Below are 22,180 nucleotides of genomic sequence, written 5' to 3'. Positions count from 1 at the left end.
GGATCCCGAGGAAGGCGACGGCCCCGCCGCCGATCGCGAACAGCCCGTAGGAGACGGCGAACGCCGCGACCCCGGCCGCTGGCAGGGCCGGTCCAGTCGCCGTAGCCGAGCAGGTGCAGGCGCGGCTCGTCCACCGACCGCGTGCCTTCCGTGGCGATGTGGCCGCGTCGGCCGCGGACTTGGAGTGGGACGAGATGGGACAGGGCAGGCCGGAAGCCCGTGCACCAGATGATCGCGTCGGCCTCGGCGCGGGTACCGTCGGCCCACTCGACACCGCCGGGGACGAGACGGGTGAACATCGGGCTCGCCTTGAGCAGGCCACGGTCGCGGGCTTTGCGGACTGCCGGGACGGCGAGGATGTCCCCGAGCGAGGCGACTCCGCCGGTGTCCGTGCGGCCCTCGTCGAGCGCGCGGCGGCGGGCGGTGGCCGCGTCGAACAGGGCGCGGCCGTCGATGTCATCGGCGAGGAAGCGCGGCGGAGGCGGGGTAACCCAGGTCGAGTCCGTGTCGTAGGCAAGGTCGGCGGCGATTTGGGCGCCGGAGTTGCCCCCACCCACCACGATCACGCGTCGGCCTGCGAAGTCGGCGGGGCTGCGGTACTCCACCATGTGCAACTGGCGGCCCCCGAAGGCCGCCCCGGCCGGGGACAGCGGGGACAAAGGGCCGCCACCAGGTGCCGGTCGCACTGATCACGAAGCGGGCCTACCACGTGGCGAAGTCGGTCTCCACCCGCAGGAGTCGGCCGTCCCGGTGAACTCCCAGGACGCGCACGGGCCGTTCGACGGCAGTTCGTATCGCTTCTCGTGGTCGGTGAGGCACTCCACCACGTGCTGCGCGTCGGGGTAGGTCTCACCGGCCTGCGGTGGCATGAGGTGGCCGGGCAGCGAGGAGTACGCGGCCGGGGAGAACAGGCGCAGTGAGTCCCAGGTGTGCTGCCAGGCGCCGCCCGGTGTGGTCCGGGCGTCGAGGATGACGAAGTCGAGGCCGAGGCGGCGTAGGTGGTAGCCGGCAGCGAGCCCGGCCGGGCCGCCGCCGATCACCACCACCTGCGTCCGGTGGCTCATTCGGCCGATCGTCCGGGCATGAAGATGAGCGCCACCAGGGCCAATCCGACGACCGAACCGACGAGTTGCATGCCGATGAAGCCCAGGACCGAGCCGGGCGCGATGCCCGCGAAGGTGTCGGTGAAGGCACGGCCGATGGTCACCGCCGGGTTGGCGAACGACGTCGAGGACGTGAACCAGTAGGCGGCGCCGATGTAGGAGGCGACGGCCACGGGCGCGAACTGCAGCCGGTCGGCGCGGGCGAGGCCGAAGATCAGCAGGATCAGGCCTGCGGTCGCGACGATCTCGCCCAGGAGCAGGTGCCCGGCCGAGCGGTCGTGCGTGGACCACTTCACGAGCGGTTCGCCGAACATCGCGTCGGCCAGGATCGCGCCTGCGACAGCGCCCACGATCTGCGCGGGCACGTACACAGCCGCCTCGCGCAGGGTGACCCCGGCGCCGCCGCGGCGGGCGGTCCACCACTCGGCCAGGGTGACGGCGGGGTTGAAGTGCGCGCCGGAGACCGGGCCGAGCAGAAGGATCAGGATGCCGAGGCCGAAGACGGTGGCCGTGGAGTTGGCCAGCAGTTGCAGGCCGACGTCCTTGGTCAGTTCGGTGGCCTGGATGCCGGAGCCGACCACGACCGCCACCAGCAGCGCCGTGCCCATGAGTTCGGCGGCGGCCCGGGCGACCAGGGGGTTACGCGGCGGGGTGGCCCCGGGGGCGGGCCCGACGGACTCGGGTTCGGCGGCGTGTGTCGCAGACTCCGCGGTCGAGGCGGCTTCGGCGGGGGTCATGGGCAGGCCCTCTTGTTCTCGGCGGCGGTGCGAGCGGACTCGGCCAGGTCGGTGAACTGACCGGCGAGCGAGGCGATGACGTCGGGCTTGAGCCGGTAGTACGTGAACCGGCCGCACGGCTCCGTCTCGACGACCCCGGCCTCGCGCAGCACTCTCAGGTGGTTGGAGAGGTTGGTCTGCCGGGCACCGGTCTCCTCCACGAGGTGGGTGGTGCACAGCATCTCCTTGGCGAGCAAGGTCACGATCCGGAGCCTGAGCGGGTCGGCCAGGACCCGGATCAGGTCAGTATCGACTGACGTCATCATGCGCTGATACTGTCACATCAGTGGTGACTGACACCACCAGGTGCTGATGTCATTCATGCCTGATGCCGTCGTGAGACAAGAGAGACCTCTGATGTCCGACATGCCCTCCGTGCTGTTCGTCTGCGTCCACAACGCCGGCCGTTCCCAGATGGCCGCCGCGTGGCTGACCCACCTGGCCGGGGACCGCGTCGAGGTCCGCTCCGCCGGCTCCAACCCGGGCGAGCACGTCAACCCGGCCGCCGTCGAGGCCATGGCCGAGGTCGGCATCGACATCTCCGCCGAGGTCCCGAAGATGCTCACCGTGGACGCGGTCAAGGAGTCGGACGTCTGCATCACCATGGGCTGCGGCGACACCTGCCCCGTCTTCCCCGGCAAGCGGTACCTGGACTGGCAGCTGGAGGACCCGGCGGGCCAGGGCGTCGAGGCCGTCCGCCCGATCCGTGACGAGATCAAGAAGCTGGTCGAGGGCCTGATCAAGGAGATCGCGCCGGAGAAGACGGCGTAAGCGGCGGCGAGGCACGCGACGTCATCGTCTTCGGGATCAGCCCTTGACCGCCCCCATGGTGAATCCGGAGACGAACCGGGCCAGGAACAGGTTGAAGACGAAGGCGATGGGCAGCGCGATCAGCACGTTCGATGCCTGGAGCGACTGCCAGAAGAACACGTCGCCGCGGATGAGCTCGGTGGGCACGCCCGTGCTGACGACCTTTTCGCCGGTCGGCGAGATGAAGGACAGGGCGTAGATGAACTCGCTTGCGGTCAGCGTGAAGGCGAAGACGACCACCGCCACGATGCCGGGGAACAGCAGCGGCAGGACTGTGCGCAGCAGTGCGCCGAGCCGGCTGTAGCCGTCGACCATCGCCTGTTCCTCGATGTCTCGCGGGAGGGCTTTGAGGAAGCCGATGAGCAGCCATGTCGACACCGGAATGGTGATCGTGGGGTAGATCACCACCAGTGACCAGGTCGAGTCCTGCAGTCCCAGCCAGACCACGATCCGGGTGAGGGAGAGGAACAGCAGGCTCGGCGGGATGAGGTAGACGAAGAAGATCGCGATTCCCATCGGGCCGGCCCAGGGCCGGTTCAGTCGTGCGATGGAGTACGCCGCGGGTATGCCCAGGACGAGGGTGATCGCCACCACCAGCAGGCCGACCCACAGGGTGTTCCAGGCGAAGGTCGGGAAGGCGGTGTCGGTGAACAGGTAACTGATGTGGTCCAGCGTTGGTGGCTCGTGGTACCAGAACGGGCTGTGATCCGGGTTGTACAGGTCGGCGTTCAGCTTGGTCGCCGTCATGGCGCTCCACAGGAACGGGCCGGCGCACGCCAGCGCGGTCAGCACCGCTGCGACGTACAGGCCGGCCCGGGCCATCAGATGCCGGCGGGCGTAGTGGCGGCGCAGGCGCTCCGCCTGACGCGGATCGAGGACGTCCGGCGGCGCGCTCGTCTCGGTGGCCATCACAGCGTCTCCGTCCGCCGTACGGCGCGCAGGATGAGGATCGCGGCGGCGAGCAGAAGCGGGAAGAGGAACAGCGCGATCACCGCGCCCTGACCGATGTCGCCACCCCCGATGCCGCGGGTGTAGGCCCAGCTCGCGAGCACGTGGGTGGAGTTCTCCGGTTTGCCCGCGGTCAGCACCTGAACCACCGCCGTGTCGGTGAACGTGAAGATCGCGCCGAACAGGGCGGCGACCGCGATCAGCGGGAACGTCAGGGGAATGGTCACCTCGAACATCCGCCGCCAGTAGCCGGCGCCGTCGATGCGGGCCGCCTCCTCGATGTCCTTGGGTATCGACAACAGGCCGACCATCATGATGACGGCGGCGAGCGGGACCAGCCGCCAGACGTGCACCGCGATGATCGAAATCATCGCGGTGGCCGGACGGCCGAGCCAGTACACGTTGCCGTCGATCAGACCGACGTTGCGCAGCACCCAGTCGATCGGGCTGTAGATCGAGTGCAGCAGCCACAGCCAGGTGATCGTGGAGAGCGCGACGGGCGTCGTCCAGGGCAGCAGCACCATGAAGCGGACGATCCACTTGCCGCGGAAGTCGGCGACGAGAATATTCGCGAGCACATGGCCGAGTACGACGATGAGGACCATCGACACGGCCGTGAACAGGAAGGTGTTGCCCAGCGACTGCCAGAACACCTCATCCTGGAAGACCCTGCGGAAGTTGGTCAGGCCCACCCAGTCGTAAGACGGGTCGCCACCGGTGACATCGCTGAACGCGAAGGCGATCGCGAGGAAGAACGGCACCGCGACCAGGGCGATGACGTAGACCACCGTGGGCAGCAGGAACACCCACGCAAGGAATCCCTCCCGGTCCGCAAGCCGGACGCGGTCCTCGGTGTGCGCGATCGCTCGCGTATTGGGCGGAGCCTCAGTCATGGCGGGAGTCCAGACGGACGGGTTCGGTGCGTTTGCCGCTGTCTTCCTCGAAGAACCGCACCCGCTCCACGCCGACAGCGAAGTCGTGCTCTTCCCCGGGGTGCAGCGGAATGGTCACCGTGGCCGGCAGACGGGCGATCGCTCGCGTCTCCTCGCCGAGCCCGGTCACGGTGCCATAGATGTGACGGTCGCCGGAGAGGTACTCGATCCGCTCGATGTGCAACGGTGTGGTGACCCGCTCCCCCATCACGCTCTCCACGGGGAGCAGGTGCTCGGGGCGGAACCCGACGAGCGTGCCGTCGCGCCGGACCAGGTTCATCGGCGGCGAGCCGATGAACGTCGCGACGAAGGTGTCCGCCGGGTCGTCGTAGACCTCCACCGGCGGCCCTACCTGGTGCACCTTGCCGTGGTTCATCACAGCGATCCGGTCGCCGAGGCCCATCGCCTCGGCCTGGTCGTGCGTGACGTACAGCGTGGTGGTGCCCACCCGCTGCTGGAAGCGCTTCAACTCGTCGCGGGCGGTGGCACGCAGCTTGGCGTCCAGGTTGGACAGCGGCTCATCCAGCAGGAACACCCGGGGGTCGCGGACCAGGGCGCGGGCCAGTGCCACCCGCTGCCGCTCGCCACCGGACAACTGCCGGGGCTTGCGGTCGGCCAGATGGCCGATGCCCAACAGGTCCGCCGCCCACCGCGCCTTCCGCTCCCGCTCCGGCCGGTCCATCTTGACCGCCTTGAGCGGGAACTCGATGTTCGCGAGCACGGTCTTGTGCGGATACAGCGCATAGCTCTGGAACACCATCGCGACTTTGCGGACCCGCGGCGGCAGGCCGGTGACCACCGACCCACCGATGAGCACGTCACCCGCGGTCGGCCGCTCGAGCCCCGCGATGGTGCGCAGCAGCGTGGTCTTGCCGCAGCCGGAGGGCCCGAGCAGGATCAGGTACTCCCCCTCCTTCGTGGCCAGGTCCACGCCGTCGACCGCATGTACGTGCCCGCCCTCGTACACCTTCTGGAGGTTGATGACCTCGACCGCAACCGCCATGGACGACTCCCCGCCGCTCAGCCGCCGCCGATGAGGCCGCGCTGCCGCCACCGGGAGAAGATCCGCTCGCACTCCTCGTGCGCCCGCTGCACGCTCTGCTGCGGGCTCTCCGTGCCGCGCGCGGCACGGGCGAACATGTTCGGGATCACGTAGGTGCCGAGGACCTCCCCGATCGCCGGGCTCGAGGGACCCGGATGTCCGATGCTGGCGCTCCACTTCGTGGCGGTCTCGACGTCGCCGAGGAAGGCCAGCTTGTCGGCCGGCTTCGCTCCGAACGGATCCTTCTTGAGCCAGTCGCCGAGCTGCGGAGCCAGGCTCGGCCTGGAGGGGAAGTCGTACAGGCGCGAGTGGTACGTCGCAAGGTCGAAGTTGTCGGTGAAATGCAGCAGGAACTCCTTGGCCGCATCCGGGTTCCCGGCGTGCTTCGGGATCACGTAGTTGTACATGACGTGCTGGGCCGCCAGGCCCGTCGTCGGCCCCTTGAGCGCGGGAGTGAAGTAGGTGTCGTCGGCGACCTTCGGATTGGTCTCCTGGGACGACCGCCAGGCCGAGATCGAGTTGAGGATGTAATTCAGCCTGCCCGCGATCAGCCCCTCGTTGTTGCTCGCGGCGTTCCAGGAGAACACCTCGTTGGTCATGGCCTGTTTGAACAGCTTCTGCATGAACTCGACGGCCGCCACCGTCTCGGGCGAGTTGAGGACGACGTTCTCGTTCTCGTCCTGGATCGAGGCGCCGTACGACCACAGCAGCGCATGGCCCGCCATGTTGGAGTCGATCTCCTGCGACATGCCAAGGCCCACCGGGACGTTCTCGTTCGCCTTGATCTCGCTGCCGCCCTTCAGCAGGTCGTCCCAGGTCGAAGGACCGTTCGGGAACCCGGCAGGCTCCCACAGGCTCTTGCGGTAGTCCCCGGGATCGGGTACCCAGCCGGGAGCAAAGGCGTAGAACTTTCGCGTGTGCGGGTTGTAGCTGGACTCCTTGCACATGGCGAGTTGCGCACCGTGGCGCTTGTCGGCCTCCGTGGTGACATCGTTGAGATCGAGCACGCTGGGCTCGAACTGCGAGAGGGTCGCGATGTACTGCATCAGGTCGTGACCTTGACCGGCCTGGATCTCCGCTGCGATCCGGCTGGGGATGTTGGCGACGTCGATGAGGTCGACATCGACCCCTACCCCGACCCGTTTGCCCCAGTCGGCGGCGAACTTCTTGAACCACACGTCGTGACTGGGCACGAAGTGGCTCCACATCAAGATCTTCAGGTTGCCCGAGAGCTTGGCCGAAGGCTCCCGGAACGTGGGGCTCGGAGCCGCCACGGACGCCTGCCCGGACGGACTCTCCGGCTCGCTGGTGCATGCCGCCACGGCGGCGCCGAGACCGAGGGCCCCGGCCACCTGCAGGAACCTGCGCCTGGGCCAGGGGCCCTGGCCGAGTGCGGCACGTGGGTCACGTAGATCGTCGGACAACATCAGGGCACCCACTTTCCGCCCTTCTGCGATATATGTGCGACCGTAACGCTGGCCGACTCCCCAGATCAACAATTGCATCGCCACCATCACGCTGGGGTTACGTTCCGGGTGGCATCTCGTGCTCGGGCTCCCCCTGCACCATGGGATTGCCCCCGCGGCGGCCAGGGGGCTGGACTCGCGTGGTTTACGCGAGCTGGTGATCTTCGGCCCGGTTCCCAACGATCCCCGGCCCGCGAGCGTCAATCAGCTCGATGCACGCGGCCGGGACCGTCGGGAGCCGGTGCCGCTCCTCGCCCTCGCCGACGCGGACCCGGGATCTGTTCGGGTCCCCGCGCGGTTGCTCGGCGGAGTCCTTGGGCAACCACGCCGACGGCCTGCACGACGCGAGAAACCGGCGCGCCGACGTGCTGCAGCGCTGCGTCCTGGACTTGCGCCGGGCCGCGACGGTCGTGTCCGCACGCTCATTTTTCGTGGCGGCCCGCCACCGGCATGTCAAGCACAAGCGACCCGCTTCTTCCCGGCCCGTTCCTGGACGCGCAAACCATCGCCCTGGACTACCTGCTGTCCCTCGACCCCGACCGGCCCCCGCGCCCTTGCGGCGCGAGGCCGGCCTACCGCCGATCGCCGAGTCCTACGGCAACTGGGAGAGCTCCGGTCTCGACGGCCACACCGTCGGACACGCGCTGTCGGGCGCCGCTCTCATGACCGCGGCAACGGACGATCCCCGGCCGACAGCCATGGTCGAGCGTCTGGTCAAGGGCGTCGTCGAGTGCCAGGACGCCCTGGGCACCGGCTACGTCGGGGGCGTCCCCGACGGCGTGCGGCTGTGGAAGCGGGTGGCCGCGGGGCAGGTGGAGCGGGACTCCTTCGAGCTCGGTGGTGCCTGGGTCCCGTGGTACAACCTGCACAAGCTCTTCGCCGGCCTGCTGGACGCCCACCGGCACGCCGGTTCGGACCTGGCGCTGACCGCCGTCCGACGGCTGGCCGACTGGTGGGACCAGGCGGCTGCGGGAATGGACGACGATACCCACGAAGCCATGCTCCGCACGGAGTTCGGCGAAGGATGGCGACCTGTTCGTCAACCTCTTCATCGCCTCCCGGCTCAGCCTGCCCGAACGCAACCTGGTGCTGGAACAGACCGGTACGGCCCCCTACGACGACGAGGTGAGACTCGTGGTGCGCGGCGCTCCCGCCACCCCTGTGGCGATCCACATACGCGTGCCCAGCTGGCACAAGGGGACGCCGCACGTCCGTGTCAACGGTGCGCAGCCCGAGCCTGGGACGGCCCCGCTCACGACGTGCCGCGGAACTGACGGTCATCCGCTGACATACGTGCGTCTCGAGCGGCAGTGGCGCGAAGGGGACACGATCACCATGCCCCTTCGCCCGCGCATCAGCGCCGAACTGCTCCCCGACGGCTCACCGTGGGTGTCGTTCCGCTTCGGGCCCAGCGTCCTCGCGGCCGAGGGCGACCGCAACGACCAGACCGGGCTCTTCGCCGACGACTCCAGGATGGGTCACGTCGCCGACGGCCCACTGCGCCCCCTGGAGCACCTGCCCGTCGTGCTCGCCCGCAGCGCCTCCGATGCGGCGGCCGGTGTGCGCCGACTCGCCCCGGACCGGCCGGCGTTCGCCCTGGATCACGTGGACGCGCGACCGGGCGAGTCCGTCGTCCTCGTTCCGTTCGCCGGCATCCACGACGCCCGCTACCTCCTCTACTTCCCGCTGGCGGAACCAGAGCGGCTCCAGGAGCGGTGGGCGGAGCTGCGCGCGGCCGACGAGGCGGCACTCGCGCTGCACGAGCGCACTGTCGACGCCGTGGCCGCCGGCGAGCAACAGCCCGAAAGCGACCACCGGTTCCTGGGATACGACACGTGGTCGGGCCTCGCCGACGGGCTGAGGTGGCGGGCCGGCACCGGATGGTGGTCCTACCGCCTGACGGACCGGGACGGTGCCGCCACCGGCCTGCAGGTGATCCACCTCCCGGAGGGAAGCGCAGGGCCGACCCGTGATCGCGAGGGCGGGGAAATCTCCCAGGTGTTCCCGCTCGACACGGACCGTCCCGCCGGAAGTGTCGAGGTTCGGTTCGAAGCAGCCGGCCCGGCGACCCCCACCATCCGGCTGCGCCAAGTACGCCCGGTGCGCTGACGTGACCCGCCGCCCAGAAGACTCGTCGTGAGCGCGCGTACCGGCCGCCATACCGATGCCACGGCAGCGACCATATTCATTCACCGTTCTGAGCCCCGTAGAGGAAACGATCAGTCATGAACCGATTCCCCCGTCCGATCCCCGAGCGCCACCTGCGTCCGCCGATGGGCTGGAACAGCTGGGACTGCTACGGCACGACCGTCATCGAGGACGAGGTTCTCGCCAACGCGGCATTCATGCACGAGCACATGCTGGCCCACGGCTGGGACACCGTCGTCGTGGACATCCAGTGGTACGAGCCCACAGCCCGCGCCCACGGCTACAACCCCGACGCCCCGCTGGTCCTCGACGGCCACGGCCTCCAACTGCCCGCCCCGGCCCGGTTCCCCTCGGCGGCAGGCGGCGCGGGATTCGCGCCGCTGGCCGACCGCGTGCACCAACTCGGCCTGCGTTTCGGCCTGCACATCATGCGCGGCATACCGCGCCGTGCCGTGGCCGCCCGACTGCCCGTGGCGAACACCGACTTCACCGCCGACGAGATCGCCGACACCGACTCCGTCTGCCCCTGGAACTCCGACAACTACGGCCTGAACCACGACCACCCGGGTGCCCAGGCGTACTACGACGCCCAGGTCGCCCAATTCGCCCGGTGGGGCGTCGACTTCATCAAGGCCGACGACATGCTCTTCCCGTACCACGAGCGGGAGATCGCCGCCTACGCCCAGGCCATCGCCCGCAGCGGCCGACCCATCGAACTGAGCCTGTCCCCCGGCACCGACGTGTCTCTCGCCCACCTCGACCACCTGCGGGAGAACGCCACCATGTGGCGCGTCTGCGACGACCTGTGGGACCGGTGGGAGGACGTGGAGGCCCAGTTCGCCCGCATGGCCCGGTGGGCTCCGTGGCAGGGGGCAGGATCCACGGGCGGCTGGGCGGACGCCGACATGCTGCCCCTCGGCCGCATCGGCATCCGGGCCGAGAGGGGCGACGACCGCCTCTGCTCCCTCACCCGCCCCGAGCAGATCAGCCTGCTCACGCTGTGGCTGATCTCCCGCTCCCCACTGATGATGGGCGGTGACCTGCCCACCAGCCCGCCGGAGACGATCGAGCTGCTCACCAACGACGAAGCGCTCGCCGTCCTGTGGCACAGCACCGACAACCGGGAGGCCCTCCGCGAGCGGGACCTCATCCTGTGGACCGCCCGGGACACCGACGGACGCACCCGCTACGCCGCCGTGTTCTCCCTCGCCGACACCCCTCGGCGTGTCACCGTCCCGCTTGGCTCCCTCGGCGCCCGTCCCGACGACCACGTCCGCGAGCTGTGGACCCGCACCGACACTCCGCACGACGGCCGCAGCCTGGTCGCCGACCTGCCCGCGCACGGCGCGGCGCTCTTCCGTCTTGGCCAGGAGGTGAAGTAGGGGAAGGCCGTCGATGAGTGCCGCCAGGGTTACGACGTGCGCGCCAGCCGCACGATCGCCGCAATCGACTCGTCGACGTCGGTCTCCGTCGTGGTGTGGCCGGACACCGAAATACGCATCAGCCGCCGGCCGCGCCAGGTGGTGGCGCCCATCCAGCAAGTGCCCTCGTTCTGCACTGCCTGCACGACGTGGTCCGTGCGGGCGTCGTCGCCGAAGCTGACGAGGACTTGGTTGAGCACCACGTCGTTGACCACCTCGAAGCCCGCCGCGGACAGGCTGTCGGCGAAGCGGCGGGCGAGGGCACAGCAGCGGTCCACGAGTGCGGCGACGCCGTCGCGGCCGAGTTCACGCAACGCCGCCCAGGTGGCGAAGCCGCGTGCGCGGCGAGAGGACTCGGCGGTGTAGTCGGCGCCGCCGGCCGGAGTGCCGTCGGCTCGGGTGAGGTAGGAGGCCGTGTACGACAGGGCGGCGGCGTGGGCGGCGGGGCGGGAGCAGAAGGCGTAGCCGCAGTCGTAGGGCACGTTCAGCCACTTGTGGCCGTCGCAGGCCCAGGAGTCGGCCAGTTCGACGCCGTCGACGAGGTGGCGGGTCGCCGGGCTCGCGGCGGCCCACAGGCCGAAGGCGCCGTCGACGTGCACCCAGCCGCCGTGAGCGTGGGTGATGTCGCAGGCGGTGCGGAGGTCGTCGCAGGCGCCGGTGTTCACGTTGCCCGCCTGGGTGCAGACGATCGCCGGGATACCCGGGTCGGACGCCAGCACGCGGCGCAGGTCGTGGGTGTCGAGTGCGCCGGCTCCATCGGTGCGGACCGTCTCCAGGCAGTCGGTGCCCAGGCCGAGCAACCGCAGCGAGCGGTCGATGGTGGCGTGTCGCTCCTCGCCCGCGACCACCCGCAGGCGCGGGGCACCGAACAGCCCCTTGCGCCCGACATCCCAGCCTGACTCGGTGAGCAGGTGCTGCCGCGCTGCCGCGAGGCCTGCGGTGTTGGCGGCCTGGCCGCCGGTGACGAACCCGGTCGACGCCGTGGCGGGGATGCCGAGCAGGTCCTTCAGCCAACCGCCCGCCGCCTCCTCCGCGGCGAGGGCGGCGGGCGAGAGCGCGGCGTTGAAGGCGTTTTGGTCCCACCCTGCGGCGAGGATCTCCGCGGCGGTGGCCGCGGGCAGCGCCCCGCCGACGACGAACCCGAAGAACCGAGGTCCGGCGGTGGCGACGAGTCCCGTCTCGGCGACGGCCACCAACTCGTCGACCACCGTGAGCGGGTCGGTGGGCGAGCGGTCCAACGGGCGGGAGAACGCCGCGCGCAGGGCTCCGTAGTCGACGGGGCGTGCCACCGGCCGCTCGGGCAGCGACCGCCGGTAGGCAGCCGCGTACTCGGCGGTGCGCTTGAAGATCCCGGTCAGATCGTCCATGGCCGAACCGTAACCGCTGATCGAGGACTGGCCGCGAGGTCGTGGCCGGTCAATGGCACACAGCCGCCGACGTGACCGTTGTCCCAGACCTCGTCGCCAAGGGGAACCTGATCGCCGTATTCGACATCTTGCCGGTATGCCAACATCCTCCCGTGCTGCCACATCTGACGCCTCCCTGACCAGCGAAATCCAAGCGCCGCCCCGGTAGCATTCTCGAACTCACGAACGAGCGCCTGATCGTCCGTGCTTCACCGGAAAAAGACATATCATCCGGCGCGAAGAGTGACCTTTTCAACTAAAATCTAACAAATCGGCCAAAACAATTGAGACCTATAGTATCGCGGGCATATTCCCGAATAAAGGGCAGCTTCACCTTCGCCGCATGGCGTCAACCACGGGCGATTCTGTGGGCCATGGCGGGAGTGGCGGGCCTCGGATTCCTCATCGCGCTTGAGATCGTCGCACGTCGCTACGGCCAGCGGGGTCCGATCACCAACCAGGTCCGAGAGGTTATATTCCCGCCCAAATCAGGTTTCCTGCTGTACGCCAGCCTGGCACTGATGATGGTCGCGCTCCCCCGGCGCCAACGGTTCATCGCCGCTTATGCCGCGATAGGCATCGACGCCGTCTTCTTGCTGGTGCGGCTGGCGGTCGGCGCCAAGTTGACCGAAGGCCACCCCTTCGGCAAAGGCGCACTGTGGGTGATTCTGGGCTATACGGTCATCGCTGTCACGCGCCGCACAGGCCGGGAACGTGTCCTGCTGCTGAAGAGCGTCGGGCTGGGCCTGTTGTTGGTGGCCGGCCGCAAGACCGGCGATGCCTGGCTGCTCATCACCTCGAAGACGCGCCCGCTGGTGCTCGACCAGTACGTGGCGACCGCCGATCAGGCACTCGGCAACCCGTCGTGGCTGGCAGGGCGAATAGTCGAGGCCACCGGCCCGATCGGCGCCCAAACTCTCAACTTCGTCTACGGCCAGCTTGCGGTGGCCGCGGTCGCCGTCGCGCTGTACCAACTGCGCAACGTGGCGGCCGAGGGCCGCTTCCCACGCCACCACCTGGTGCGGACCTTCCTGGCCATCGGCCTCCTCGGACCGGGCATCTACATGATCTACCCGGTGGTCGGACCGGTCTTCGCCTACGGCGCCGACGGCGGCCACTGGGCGGTCGCCAACCTGTGGCCGAACCTGCCCACACCGATCAACACCCCGCACCACATGCCCTTCGACGGAATCACCCCACGCAACTGCATGCCCAGCCTGCACACAGCGTGGGCCACCGCGATCTTCATCCATTCCCGCAAGGGCCCACGGATTCTGCGATTCGCCGGCACGTTCTGGCTGATCGCCACGCTCGGCGCGACCCTGGGATTCGGCTACCACTACGGCGCCGACATCATTGCGGGCGTGGTGTTCACCCTCACGATCGAGGCAGCGCTGCGCGCCCTCGAACGCGGCTGGGACCGGTCAGGAATACAGCTGGTCACCTACGGCACAACAGTCTTCGCCGCGCTCCTGGTGTCCTACCGCTATCTCCCGATGGAGATGGCCGAACAACCGTGGCTGTTCGGACCACTTCTCATCCTGGCCACCGCCTCAGTGGTCTACGGCTACGTACGGACCACCAGTCTGTGGGACCCGAAGGCCGCCCCAGTGCCGCAACCGGAACCGCAACCCGAACCAGTTTGAGCGCACCAGATTGCGGGCGCTCGCGCGGTGGAGCCCCTGGTGGATGGGTTTTTGCCTCAGGAGAACCCATCCACCAAGGGCTTTGTGCGCTTGCCCACCCAGATGTGATGGATCCGGCCCGGAAAAGCGATTGCAGTCCGGCCTAGCCCTTGGGGTACGGTCCGCTCATGTTCATCACGCCCCGTGTTTCTTAGCTCGGACACCAGCTTCGACGTCACCCTTGTGTCCTTGAGCTGTTACGGAGCGTAACTCCAGTGAATACTCTTCGCGGCCCCGGTCTGTTCCGGAACCGGGACTTCTCTCTGCTGCTGAGCGGCCAGTTGGTCTCTGCCATCGGTGACCAGGCTCATTTCATGGCCCTGCCGCTGATCGTGCTGGCCCTCACCGGCTCGGCCACCCAAGCCGGGTTCGTACTCGGCCTCGGCACCCTTTCGTTCTTGGCGTTCGGGTTGATTGCCGGCGCCCTCGTCGACCGGTGGGACCGGAAGGCGACCATGATCTGGTGTGAGCTCGGCCGAGCCGTGCTCACTGCCGGCGTGGCCGTCGCCCTGTGGTTGGACAGGCTCACCATGCCCCAGCTGTATGCGACAGCCGTGCTTGCCGGACTCCTGACCACTCTCTTCCAGGTGGCGAACACAGCGGCGCTGCCCAACGTGGTTGGTCCGCGGCAACTGTCCGCCGCCCTCGGCTACTCGCAGTCCGCCGCCGGCGCGGTGGGCATCTTCGGGGCCTCACTCGCCGGTGCGCTGTACGCCCTTGGCCGGACCGTGCCGTTCGCCGTCAACGCGGTTTCCTTTGCGGTCTCCGCGGCGTCGCTGCGCTTGATGCGTGCTCGATTTCAGCTGGACCGCCCGGACGTGCGGACGGCGTCCCGGCTCACCACCGAGATCCGAGAGGGGCTCGGCTGGCTCTGGCGCCAGCCGGTCATCCGCTTCCTCACGCTGGTCTCGGCCGCTGACAAGGTGCGCTACGGCGCCGGATACCTGCTGATCATCACCCTCGCCCGGCAGGTGGGCGCCTCGCCGCTGTGGATCGGCGTCATCTTCAGCGGCGCGGCGGTCGGTGCCATGGCGGGGGCGCTGGTCTCGGACAGGGCCACGCACCGCTTTCCGCTGGGCCGCATCGCCGTGGTGATGCTGTGGCTGGAGGCCTTGATGTTCCCGCTGTACGCCCTTGCCCCCAACCCGCTGCTGCTGGCAGCGGTCGCGGCCGCCGAGTCGCTGGTGGCTCCCGTGTACGCGGTGGCCATGACCACCCACCAGCTGGCCATCACCCCCGATGAGCTGCGGGGCCGGACGACCAGCGCGGTCTCCACGCTCACTACGGGAGCCTTGTCGATCGGCACGCTCGCAGGCGGCGCGCTGATCACCACGCTGGGTGCCGAGCAGCTGGTCTGGCTCTGCGGAGCATGGCTGCTCGTCCTGGCCCTCCTCACCACGGCCAACCGGGCCGTGCGGCAGGCGCCGCCAGCAGGTGCGCTTCCCCGACAGACGTCCACCGGCGCGGCCGAGACCGCCGACATGACTGGCTAACCCCCATGGCTGCGGCCACCGTTGATCGTCAGCGTGGCGAAGACACTGCTGAGAGCAACTGCCGAACGCTCACATTCGTTCCGGTGCCGAGACCCCGATCAGCTGCAGCCCGTTGCGCAGCACGAGCCTGCTGGCGTCCGTCAGCCACAGCCGGGCCCGGGTGCGGTCGTCCGGGTCCTCGCCGGCCCGTGGCAGGACGCGGCAGGCGTCGTAGAAGCGGTGGTAGGTGCCGGCCAGCTGCTCCAGGTAGTGGGCCACCCGGTGCGGCTCGCGCAGCGTGGCGGCGGTGGCCACGACCTGCGGGAACTCGGCCAGCGTGCCCAGCAGGTCGGCCTCCCGCTCGTGCGTGAACAGGGAGGGGTCGAAGTCCTGTGGCGCGCCCTTGTCGATCCCGGCTTCCGCCGCCCTGCGCTGTACGGCGCACGGCCGGGTGTGGGCGTACTGGACGTAGAAGACGGGGTTGTCGTTCGACTGCCGGGTGAGCAGGTCGATGTCGAGGTCGATCATTGCGTCCACGCTGGCTCGCGCGAGTGCGTACCGCGCGGCGTCCACGCCGACCGCCTCGACCAGGTCGTCCAGGGTGAGGACCGTGCCCGCCCGCTTGCTCATCCGGACCGGCTCCCCGTCCTTGACCAGGTTGACCAGCTGACCGATGAGGATCTCCAGGTGCGTGTCCGGGTCGTCACCGAAGCAGGCCGCCATGGCTCGCATCCGGCCCACATAGCCCGCGTGGTCGGCGCCGAGCATGATCACGACCCGTTCGAAGCCCCGGGACCGCTTGTTGAGGTAGTACGCGCAGTCCGCGGTGAAGTACGTCCAGGAACCGTCGCCCTTCACCAGGACCCGGTCCTTGTCGTCACCGAAGTCCGTGGTGCGCAGCCAGACCGCGCCATCGTCCTCGAAGACATGACCGCCCTCCCGCAGACGGGCGACAGCGGCGTCCAGGTCGCCCTGGTCGTGCAGGTCCTTCTCGTTGAAGTAGACGTCGAAGTGGGTACCGAACGCGGCGAGTGATGTCTTGATCTCGTCGAACATCAGCGCCGTGCCCTCCGTCCGGAAGGCGGCGAGAGCCTCGGCCTCCGGCAGCTCCAGGGTCCCGGGCTGCCGTTGCAGCACCGCGGCGGCGACCTCCTCGATGTACGCGCCGCTGTAGCCGTCCTCGGGCATCGGCGAGCCCTGCGCCGCGGCGAGCAGCGAGCGGGCGAAGCGGTCGATCTGCACGCCGGCATCGTTGAAGTAGTACTCCCGCGACACATCCGCGCCCGCTGCCTCGAGCAGGCGGGCGAGCACGTCGCCCACGACCGCCCACCGGGCCCCGCCGATGTGCACCGGCCCAGTGGGGTTCGCCGAGACGAACTCCATGTTGAGCCGAAGGCCGCCGAGCCGGTCCGTACGGCCATAAGCGTCACCGGCCAGGACGATGTCGCGCGCCAGAGCGCCCATCGCCGCACTCTCCAGCGTGATGTTCAGGAATCCAGGGCCCGCGACTTCGGCCTTCGCGACTCCGGCGGCCGCGGCCACCAGCGGGGCCAGCACCTCGGCGACGGCGCGGGCGGGCAGGCCCGCGGAACTGGCCAGCTGCATGGCGACGTTGGTCGCGTAGTCGCCGTGGCCGCGGTGGCGGGGGCGCTCCACGCGGATCTCCTCGGGCACCTTCGCCGAGATACGTCCGGACTGGATGGCCTGATGTACGCCGTCGGAAATGACGGCCGCGAGATCTGCTGGAGTCACAGCGGCGACGCTACCGGGGCGGACACGACCGGAGACATCGATTATTCGGGCGGAGCCCGGCCTCCTCGCACCGCTCCGTGGCCCAACGAGTACGGGGCGTGGGCTTCCACGACGTCCGGCTGCCAAGGCGGCGGCCGTCGGTGGACGAACGCTGCTGCTGAAGACGAGCGAAGCCGGCGGGACGTCGCTATCCGTGCCGATGGTCCTCGATGCTGGTGGGCGGGGTGCGTACGGCGAGGAGCGCGAGGTCGTCGTGGCCGTCGCTGGGGTGCTGGGCTGCCAGCGTGCGGCACAGGTCGTCCAGGGGCAGCCGTACGTGGGCTGCGGCGGTGGCGGCGAGCGCGCCCAGTCCGGCATCCAGGGACTGCCCAGGGTGTTCGACCAGGCCGTCGGTGAACAGCAGCACCGTGTCCCCCGCTGTGAGGGGGAATGTGTGGTCGGGGCGCGGCAGGCGGATGTCGACGCCCAGCGGCACACCGGGTTCGGCGTGCAGGTAGCGCGTGCGGCCGTCGGCGGTGACGACCAGTGGCGGCAGGTGACCGGCCGTCGACCAGTGCAGGCGCCAGCCGTCGCCGTCGGGTTCGAGGCGGGCCAGGCAGGCGGTGGTGACGGGCGTGTCGGTGGTGGCGTGCAGAGTCTCGTCGAGCCGCTCCAGTACCAGGCTCGGCGGGGTGCGCCGGTCGTACAGCAGGGCGCGGAGCATGTTGCGGGTCTGCGCCATGGCCGCCGCCGCGGTCAAATCGTGGCCCACCACGTCGCCGATGATCGCCGCGCACGCCCCGTCCGGGAGCATCAGGGCGTCGTACCAGTCGCCGCCCAGGTGGTGGCCGGGGGCGGTGGCCGGCCGGTACACCGCGGCGCCCGTGAACGGGGTCAGGTCGGGCAGGGTCGGCAGCAGCAGCCGCTGGAACTGCTCGGCAGAGGTCCGTACCTGCTGATACAGGCGGGCGTTCTCGATGGCGATGCCGGCGGCTCCGGCCAACGCGAGCACGACAGCCGCGTCCTGCTCGTCGAACGGTTTGCCGTCGTGCCGATCGGACAGGTAGAGGTTGCCGTACACGCGTCCGTGCACGCCGATCGCCACCCCGAGCAGGGTGCGAATCTGCGGATGCCCCGACGGGAAGCCGGCCGCGTCCGGGTGGCGTGACACGTCGTCCACGCGCAGCGGTTCGTGCTGGGCGATCATGTGCGCGAGCAGACCGCGACCGTGCGGGGGATCGACTCCGGCCAGGGCCTGGCGCTCGGTGTCGCTCAGGCCCAGCGGGATGAACTCCTCAAGGCCCGCACGGCTCTCCTTCAGCACGGTCAAGGCGCCGTAGCGGGCGTTCACCAGCTGCATCGCGGCGCTCACCAGCTGTCGCAGGACCACCGGCAGCTCCAGCTCCCGGCTGACCGCGAGCACCGCGTCCAGCAGCGCCCGCATCCGTTCCTGAGCCCGGGTGAGTTGTCTGAACTGCTCGGCGATGCTGCCCAGGTCCGTATCCCAGGCCGGGCCCGACACGATTGGCGGGTGTCGGCGCCGACGGCTCTCGTCGCCGTGCATGGGCACCTCACCCCTTTCCAGCCACTTTCGGGGTACGGCGACCGGAAACGGCCACACCGCACACCCTAGAACAGCAGCAGCTCTCGCGCCCCTGCCGTGAGCACGTAAGGACACTGCAGCCACGGGGGCGACGGGCCGCCGAGGTACACAAGGCGGCGGGGCCAGCCAGGTGCACGGCCCGGCGCCGGTACGCTCCCCCCGCGTATCGGTGCGTTCGATCCGGGCCAACATGCACCTGCCGCTGGCGGGGCCCCACAGCCGCACCGTGCCGTCGTCCGAGGCTGAGGCGGATGCGGAAGCCAGTGGGGTACGGCCGTCGCCGGCCGGGAGGGCGGCCGCTACTACGACTGGTGCTGGTCCACGGGCACCACGGGCTCCGTCACGACCTCGGATCCCTCCTGCTCGACCAGCTCGGAACGGAAGTGGATCTCACCGGGGCAGGACTCCCCCTCGGGCCAGGACTGGGACACGTTCCGTGTAGACGCCGGCTACGACGGGGCGCCCCGCTCACCGCCGAAGCGGAGAGCGGGGCCCGGCCCCGGCCCGCTCAGGCCGGTTTGAGGCCCGGTTCGCCGGCCGCGACGGCCCAGGAGGCGGTGGTGGTCACCGGCGACTGACGGACCGCGATGCTGTCGACGGTCCGCGCGTCGGTGATCCACTGGTGCCGGTCGATGTTCAGCCGCAGGTAGCCGCGGCGGGAGCCGTCGAAAAAGCGGACGTGCGGATTCAAGACGGGGTTGTACGCCTTGAGCGGTGCGTCGAAGGCGATGGGGAAGTCCGAACTGACGCTGGTTGCCGTGAATTCGACGGCGACGGGATCGCTGCTGAGATCGTCGCGGTCGATCCGCAGATCGCTGAACCAGGAAGAGTGGATGTCCCCCGCGAGCACCACCGGATTCGCCACCCTCGCATCGCGCAGGAACCGCAGCAGCCGGGTGCGGGCGGGATCGTAGCCGTCCCACTGGTCGAGGTTGGCGATGGGGGGAAGCGGGTGGGTCGGGTCGAGGAAGTTGGGGAACCGTATCTGACTCATCATCACCTGCTGGGTGATGACGTTCCAGCGGGCCCCGGAGTCGGCCAGACCACGCCTCAGCCACTTCTCCTGGACATCGCCGGTGAGTGTGCCGGACGTGTTCTGTGTGCCGGCCGACACGGCGCCGAAGTCGAGGGGGAATCCGCCCGGCTGGTCCGTGCGGTACTGGCGGGTGTCCAGCACATTCAGCCGAAGCAGGTCACCGAAGTCGAACCTGCGGTAGAGCCGGTAGTCGGGCGAGCCGGGCACGAGGCGTTGCCGCAGCGGCATGTGCTCGTAGTAGGCCTGGTAGGCGGCGGCGCGCTGGCGCGCGAAGGTGGCAGGGTCCTGCTTGCGGGCGCCCGCGTCGTCGATCTCGTCCACGAGATCGGCGTAGTTGTTCTCCACCTCGTGATCGTCCCAGGTGACGATCCAGGGGAAGGCGGCGTGGGCTGCCTGCAGCGCCGGGTCGGTCTTGTACTGGGCATGCCGGGCTCGGTAGTCGGCGAGGGTGACGAGTTGATCGAGGCCGGGAGTCGCCGGGGTGGTGTGCATCCGGTCGGGGTAGGCGCTGTTGGGGTCGTACTCGTAGATGTAGTCGCCGAGGTGCAGCACCGCATCGAGGTCCTCCTCGACGAGCGCGGTGTACGCGGGCCAGTAACCGTTCTGCCAGTCCTGGCAGTTGACCACGCCGAAGCGGAGGCCACCGGGGCGGGAACGACGCGCCGGGGCCGTGCGCGTCCGGCCGGCCGGACTGAGCTGACGGCCCGTCCGGAAGCGGTACCAGTAGTCACGGGCCGGAGCCAGGCCTCGTACATCAACGTGGACACTGTGGGCGAGTGCGGGGTTGGCGGCCACGACACCGCGCCGGACGACCCGGCGGAAATGCGGATCGGCGGCGATCTCCCATTCCACGTGCACCGGGCGGGTTCCCATGGAGGGCGCGTCATAGGGATCGGCCACCAGCCGCGTCCAGAGGACGATCCCGTCCGGCAGCGGATCACCGCTGGCCACACCGAGTTTGAACGGATCCCGCTGGACCGGCTCCGCGTGGGCGGTACGGATGCCCAGCGTCTGGGCACCCGCGACGACGGCCGCACCGACCAGCAGTCCGCGCCGGCTGACGACCGGCGGGCGGGGTCTGGCCGGGAGAGAGGAAGAATCGCTTGTGGACGGCACCGGTGGCCTCCTGAGGTAGCGTCAGCGTCACGTGCTGGAGCGGGAGCCAATCATCCTGGAATTCACCAGCCCTGAACAGGAACTTGCCGGCGGAGCCTCCGCGTTGGTGCCCGGAACGAACGTGTGGGGTTCGTCCGTGTTGTGCTGATGCTTGTGCTGAGCCGAGTGGTTCGGCGATGACGGAGCTGATGGCGACGCCATGTCCGAGGTGCTCATGGGCCCTGAGCGGTGGCCGGTGTTCCGGTTCTCGTTCGGCGGCCCTCCCCCTGTGACCGCCGCCGGTCTCCGGGGTGACCCCCGCTCAACATGAGACGTGGGGGGTGTCGGGGCCGGGTCGGCGGGGCCAAGTCGGGCGTCGCAAGACTCACGAGCACGCTCTCACAGCCCGAACAGCTTTGCCGCGTTGTCGTGGCACACCGCCCGCAGCCACTCCTCTCCGAGACCAAGCCGCTCCAGGGCTTGGAGCTGGTGTACGTACGGATAGGGGATGTTGGGGAAGTCGGAGCCGAGCAGGATGCGGTCGCCGAGCCCGGCCAGCCGGGGCAGGGCCCGGCGGGGGAACGGCATGAGCTCCTCGCTGAAGTCGGTGAACGCCATCGTCGAGTCCAGCCGCACTTCCCCGTACCGCTCGGCGAGGCCGAGGAACTCCTCGTACTCGGGCATTCCCATGTGTGCGACGACCAGCCGCAGCCGGGGATGCCGCGCCAGCACCTGCGCGATCGGCTCGGGGCCGGTGTGCTTGCCGGGTGCGGGCCCGGAGCCGCAGTGGATCACCACGGGTATCCCGGCCTCGGCCAGCAACCCCCATGCCTGCTGAAGGAGTTCGTCGACCGGGTCGTACGCCCCCACCTGGACATGCGCCTTGAAGACGCGCGCACCCGCTTCGACGGCCTCCCGGACGTATGCCTCGACGCCCGGCTCGGGGTAGAGGGTGGCGGTGTGCAGACAGTCGGGGGTGCGGTGGGCGAAGTCGGCCGCCCAGCCGTTCAGCCACCGCGCCATGCCCGGCTTGTGCGGGTACAGCATCGCGGTGAAGGCCCGTACGCCGAACTCCCGGGGCAGGACCGCCCGTTCGGCCTCTTCCTTCCGGTAGGTGATCGGCCACTCGAGCCCACCGGTCAGCGATCCCAGTGCGTCGAAGTAGGCCCAGACCTTGTGCAGGACGCGCTCGGGCATGAAGTGCGTGTGGATGTCGATCAGTCCCGGAAGACCGAGCCGATCCCAGAATCGGCGAACCTCACCGGCCTCCTCCCCCACAGGCACGTCACTCATGACCCCTCCGTGAGCGAGGGGTGGGTTCGGCGGAACCGGCAGGGTCGACGGGTACCATGCGGTGATCGTTCATGTCGCCCACGATCGGCCCAGGTGAGGCGGCGGGTCCACTCCTTTGCGCAAAGGATCCGTGAGGGATGCGTCACCTGGCCCTGCCGAGCGGTCTGCCACGCCCAGGTTGCCTGCGCCTCGGCAGATGCCTGCCTGGCCTGC

17 protein-coding genes and 3 pseudogenes are annotated in these 22,180 nt (G+C 69.4%); 7 read left to right on the top strand and 13 right to left on the bottom strand.

The window, feature by feature from the left end:
• Window positions 1-77: 77 nt before the first annotated feature.
• The 3 genes and pseudogenes from ABZO29_RS43245 to ABZO29_RS43235 all read right to left on the bottom strand — a co-directional run.
• Window positions 78-1,064: pseudogene (locus tag ABZO29_RS43245) on the bottom strand (ArsO family NAD(P)H-dependent flavin-containing monooxygenase); the annotation flags it as partial.
• The gene (locus ABZO29_RS43240) at window positions 1,061-1,840 is read right to left on the bottom strand and encodes an aquaporin (protein WP_367325678.1); all 780 of its coding nucleotides are present in this window, start codon (window positions 1,838-1,840) and stop codon (window positions 1,061-1,063) included. The pseudogene ABZO29_RS43245 and the gene ABZO29_RS43240, both read right to left, overlap by 4 nt.
• Window positions 1,837-2,145 (bottom strand): ArsR/SmtB family transcription factor, encoded by a 309-nt coding sequence (locus ABZO29_RS43235; RefSeq protein ID WP_367325677.1) that lies wholly within the window; start codon window positions 2,143-2,145, stop codon window positions 1,837-1,839. Before ABZO29_RS43235 ends, ABZO29_RS43240 begins: the two co-directional genes overlap by 4 nt.
• A gap of 91 nt (window positions 2,146-2,236) precedes the next feature.
• Here ABZO29_RS43235 and ABZO29_RS43230 point away from each other — a divergent pair, with 91 nt between their 5' ends.
• A complete protein-coding gene (locus ABZO29_RS43230) occupies window positions 2,237-2,650 on the top strand; it encodes an arsenate reductase ArsC (RefSeq protein ID WP_367325676.1) in 414 nt (137 codons plus the stop codon).
• Between the two features lie 36 nt (window positions 2,651-2,686).
• Here ABZO29_RS43230 and ABZO29_RS43225 read toward each other — a convergent pair whose 3' ends face one another.
• From ABZO29_RS43225 to ABZO29_RS43210, 4 genes are read right to left on the bottom strand one after another with little or no spacing between them, the layout of a single operon-like run.
• Window positions 2,687-3,598: a carbohydrate ABC transporter permease gene (locus ABZO29_RS43225; protein ID WP_367325675.1), complete on the bottom strand. Its 912-nt coding sequence runs from the start codon at window positions 3,596-3,598 to the stop codon at window positions 2,687-2,689.
• Complete coding sequence (locus ABZO29_RS43220; protein ID WP_367325674.1) at window positions 3,598-4,530, bottom strand: carbohydrate ABC transporter permease; 933 nt, start codon at window positions 4,528-4,530, stop codon at window positions 3,598-3,600. Before ABZO29_RS43220 ends, ABZO29_RS43225 begins: the two co-directional genes overlap by 1 nt.
• The gene (locus ABZO29_RS43215) at window positions 4,523-5,572 is read right to left on the bottom strand and encodes an ABC transporter ATP-binding protein (RefSeq protein WP_367325673.1); all 1,050 of its coding nucleotides are present in this window, start codon (window positions 5,570-5,572) and stop codon (window positions 4,523-4,525) included. The genes ABZO29_RS43220 and ABZO29_RS43215 overlap by 8 nt, the downstream gene beginning before the upstream one ends.
• Window positions 5,573-5,589: 17 nt before the next feature.
• The gene (locus ABZO29_RS43210; RefSeq protein WP_367325672.1) at window positions 5,590-6,963 is read right to left on the bottom strand and encodes an ABC transporter substrate-binding protein; all 1,374 of its coding nucleotides are present in this window, start codon (window positions 6,961-6,963) and stop codon (window positions 5,590-5,592) included.
• Window positions 6,964-7,289: 326 nt separating this feature from the next.
• Here ABZO29_RS43210 and ABZO29_RS43205 point away from each other — a divergent pair.
• The 4 genes and pseudogenes from ABZO29_RS43205 to ABZO29_RS43190 all read left to right on the top strand — a co-directional run.
• Window positions 7,290-8,087, top strand: a pseudogene (locus tag ABZO29_RS43205) (beta-L-arabinofuranosidase domain-containing protein); the annotation flags it as partial.
• Window positions 8,088-8,163: 76 nt separating this feature from the next.
• Window positions 8,164-8,361, top strand: a pseudogene (locus tag ABZO29_RS43200) (hypothetical protein); the annotation flags it as partial.
• A gap of 51 nt (window positions 8,362-8,412) precedes the next feature.
• Window positions 8,413-9,186: a DUF4986 domain-containing protein gene (locus ABZO29_RS43195; protein ID WP_367326400.1), complete on the top strand. Its 774-nt coding sequence runs from the start codon at window positions 8,413-8,415 to the stop codon at window positions 9,184-9,186.
• Between the two features lie 116 nt (window positions 9,187-9,302).
• Complete coding sequence (locus ABZO29_RS43190; protein WP_367325671.1) at window positions 9,303-10,607, top strand: glycoside hydrolase family 27 protein; 1,305 nt, start codon at window positions 9,303-9,305, stop codon at window positions 10,605-10,607.
• Window positions 10,608-10,636: 29 nt separating this feature from the next.
• Here ABZO29_RS43190 and ABZO29_RS43185 read toward each other — a convergent pair whose 3' ends face one another.
• Entirely contained in the window at window positions 10,637-12,013 is a 1,377-nt protein-coding gene (locus tag ABZO29_RS43185; RefSeq protein ID WP_367325670.1) for an aspartate aminotransferase family protein, read from the bottom strand.
• A gap of 413 nt (window positions 12,014-12,426) precedes the next feature.
• Between ABZO29_RS43185 and ABZO29_RS43180 the strand changes: the two genes are divergently transcribed.
• Window positions 12,427-13,698, top strand: coding sequence for a phosphatase PAP2 family protein (locus ABZO29_RS43180; RefSeq protein ID WP_367325669.1), 1,272 nt, complete (start codon window positions 12,427-12,429; stop codon window positions 13,696-13,698).
• A gap of 254 nt (window positions 13,699-13,952) precedes the next feature.
• A complete protein-coding gene (locus tag ABZO29_RS43175) occupies window positions 13,953-15,230 on the top strand; it encodes an MFS transporter (RefSeq protein ID WP_367325668.1) in 1,278 nt (425 codons plus the stop codon).
• 69 nt (window positions 15,231-15,299) lie between these two features.
• On the opposite strand, the gene argS is transcribed toward ABZO29_RS43175, so the two are convergent.
• The 5 genes from argS to ABZO29_RS43150 all read right to left on the bottom strand — a co-directional run bounded on the left by argS (window position 15,300) and on the right by ABZO29_RS43150 (window position 21,967).
• The gene (gene argS, locus ABZO29_RS43170; RefSeq protein ID WP_367325667.1) at window positions 15,300-16,961 is read right to left on the bottom strand and encodes an arginine--tRNA ligase; all 1,662 of its coding nucleotides are present in this window, start codon (window positions 16,959-16,961) and stop codon (window positions 15,300-15,302) included.
• Window positions 16,962-17,148: 187 nt separating this feature from the next.
• Window positions 17,149-18,504: a PP2C family protein-serine/threonine phosphatase gene (locus ABZO29_RS43165; protein ID WP_367325666.1), complete on the bottom strand. Its 1,356-nt coding sequence runs from the start codon at window positions 18,502-18,504 to the stop codon at window positions 17,149-17,151.
• 341 nt (window positions 18,505-18,845) lie between these two features.
• The gene (locus ABZO29_RS43160) at window positions 18,846-18,974 is read right to left on the bottom strand and encodes a hypothetical protein (protein WP_367325665.1); all 129 of its coding nucleotides are present in this window, start codon (window positions 18,972-18,974) and stop codon (window positions 18,846-18,848) included.
• A gap of 77 nt (window positions 18,975-19,051) precedes the next feature.
• Entirely contained in the window at window positions 19,052-20,695 is a 1,644-nt protein-coding gene (locus ABZO29_RS43155; protein ID WP_367325664.1) for an alkaline phosphatase, read from the bottom strand.
• A 378-nt stretch (window positions 20,696-21,073) separates the two neighbouring features.
• Window positions 21,074-21,967, bottom strand: coding sequence for an amidohydrolase family protein (locus ABZO29_RS43150; protein WP_367325663.1), 894 nt, complete (start codon window positions 21,965-21,967; stop codon window positions 21,074-21,076).
• Between the last annotated feature and the right edge of the window lie 213 nt (window positions 21,968-22,180).

It is taken from the genome of Streptomyces sp. HUAS ZL42, from assembly GCF_040782645.1.
Lineage (GTDB): Bacteria > Actinomycetota > Actinomycetes > Streptomycetales > Streptomycetaceae > Streptomyces.
The sequence above is the reverse complement of the archived record's forward strand: the minus strand, read 5'-3'. Positions and strand labels throughout refer to the sequence as shown.

Bases quoted from the DNA above. Each gene is read 5' to 3' on its own strand.
- ABZO29_RS43235 (WP_367325677.1), bottom strand. From the start codon at position 2,145: ATGATGACGTCAGTCGATACTGACCTGATCCGGGTCCTGGCCGACCCG.
- ABZO29_RS43225 (WP_367325675.1), bottom strand. From the start codon at position 3,598: ATGGCCACCGAGACGAGCGCGCCGCCGGACGTCCTCGATCCGCGTCAG.
- ABZO29_RS43185 (WP_367325670.1), bottom strand. From the start codon at position 12,013: ATGGACGATCTGACCGGGATCTTCAAGCGCACCGCCGAGTACGCGGCT.
- ABZO29_RS43180 (WP_367325669.1), top strand. From the start codon at position 12,427: ATGGCGGGAGTGGCGGGCCTCGGATTCCTCATCGCGCTTGAGATCGTC.
- ABZO29_RS43240 (WP_367325678.1), bottom strand. From the start codon at position 1,840: ATGACCCCCGCCGAAGCCGCCTCGACCGCGGAGTCTGCGACACACGCC.
- ABZO29_RS43195 (WP_367326400.1), top strand. From the start codon at position 8,413: ATGCCCCTTCGCCCGCGCATCAGCGCCGAACTGCTCCCCGACGGCTCA.
- ABZO29_RS43220 (WP_367325674.1), bottom strand. From the start codon at position 4,530: ATGACTGAGGCTCCGCCCAATACGCGAGCGATCGCGCACACCGAGGAC.
- ABZO29_RS43215 (WP_367325673.1), bottom strand. From the start codon at position 5,572: ATGGCGGTTGCGGTCGAGGTCATCAACCTCCAGAAGGTGTACGAGGGC.
- ABZO29_RS43165 (WP_367325666.1), bottom strand. From the start codon at position 18,504: ATGCACGGCGACGAGAGCCGTCGGCGCCGACACCCGCCAATCGTGTCG.
- ABZO29_RS43150 (WP_367325663.1), bottom strand. From the start codon at position 21,967: ATGAGTGACGTGCCTGTGGGGGAGGAGGCCGGTGAGGTTCGCCGATTC.
- ABZO29_RS43190 (WP_367325671.1), top strand. From the start codon at position 9,303: ATGAACCGATTCCCCCGTCCGATCCCCGAGCGCCACCTGCGTCCGCCG.
- ABZO29_RS43230 (WP_367325676.1), top strand. From the start codon at position 2,237: ATGTCCGACATGCCCTCCGTGCTGTTCGTCTGCGTCCACAACGCCGGC.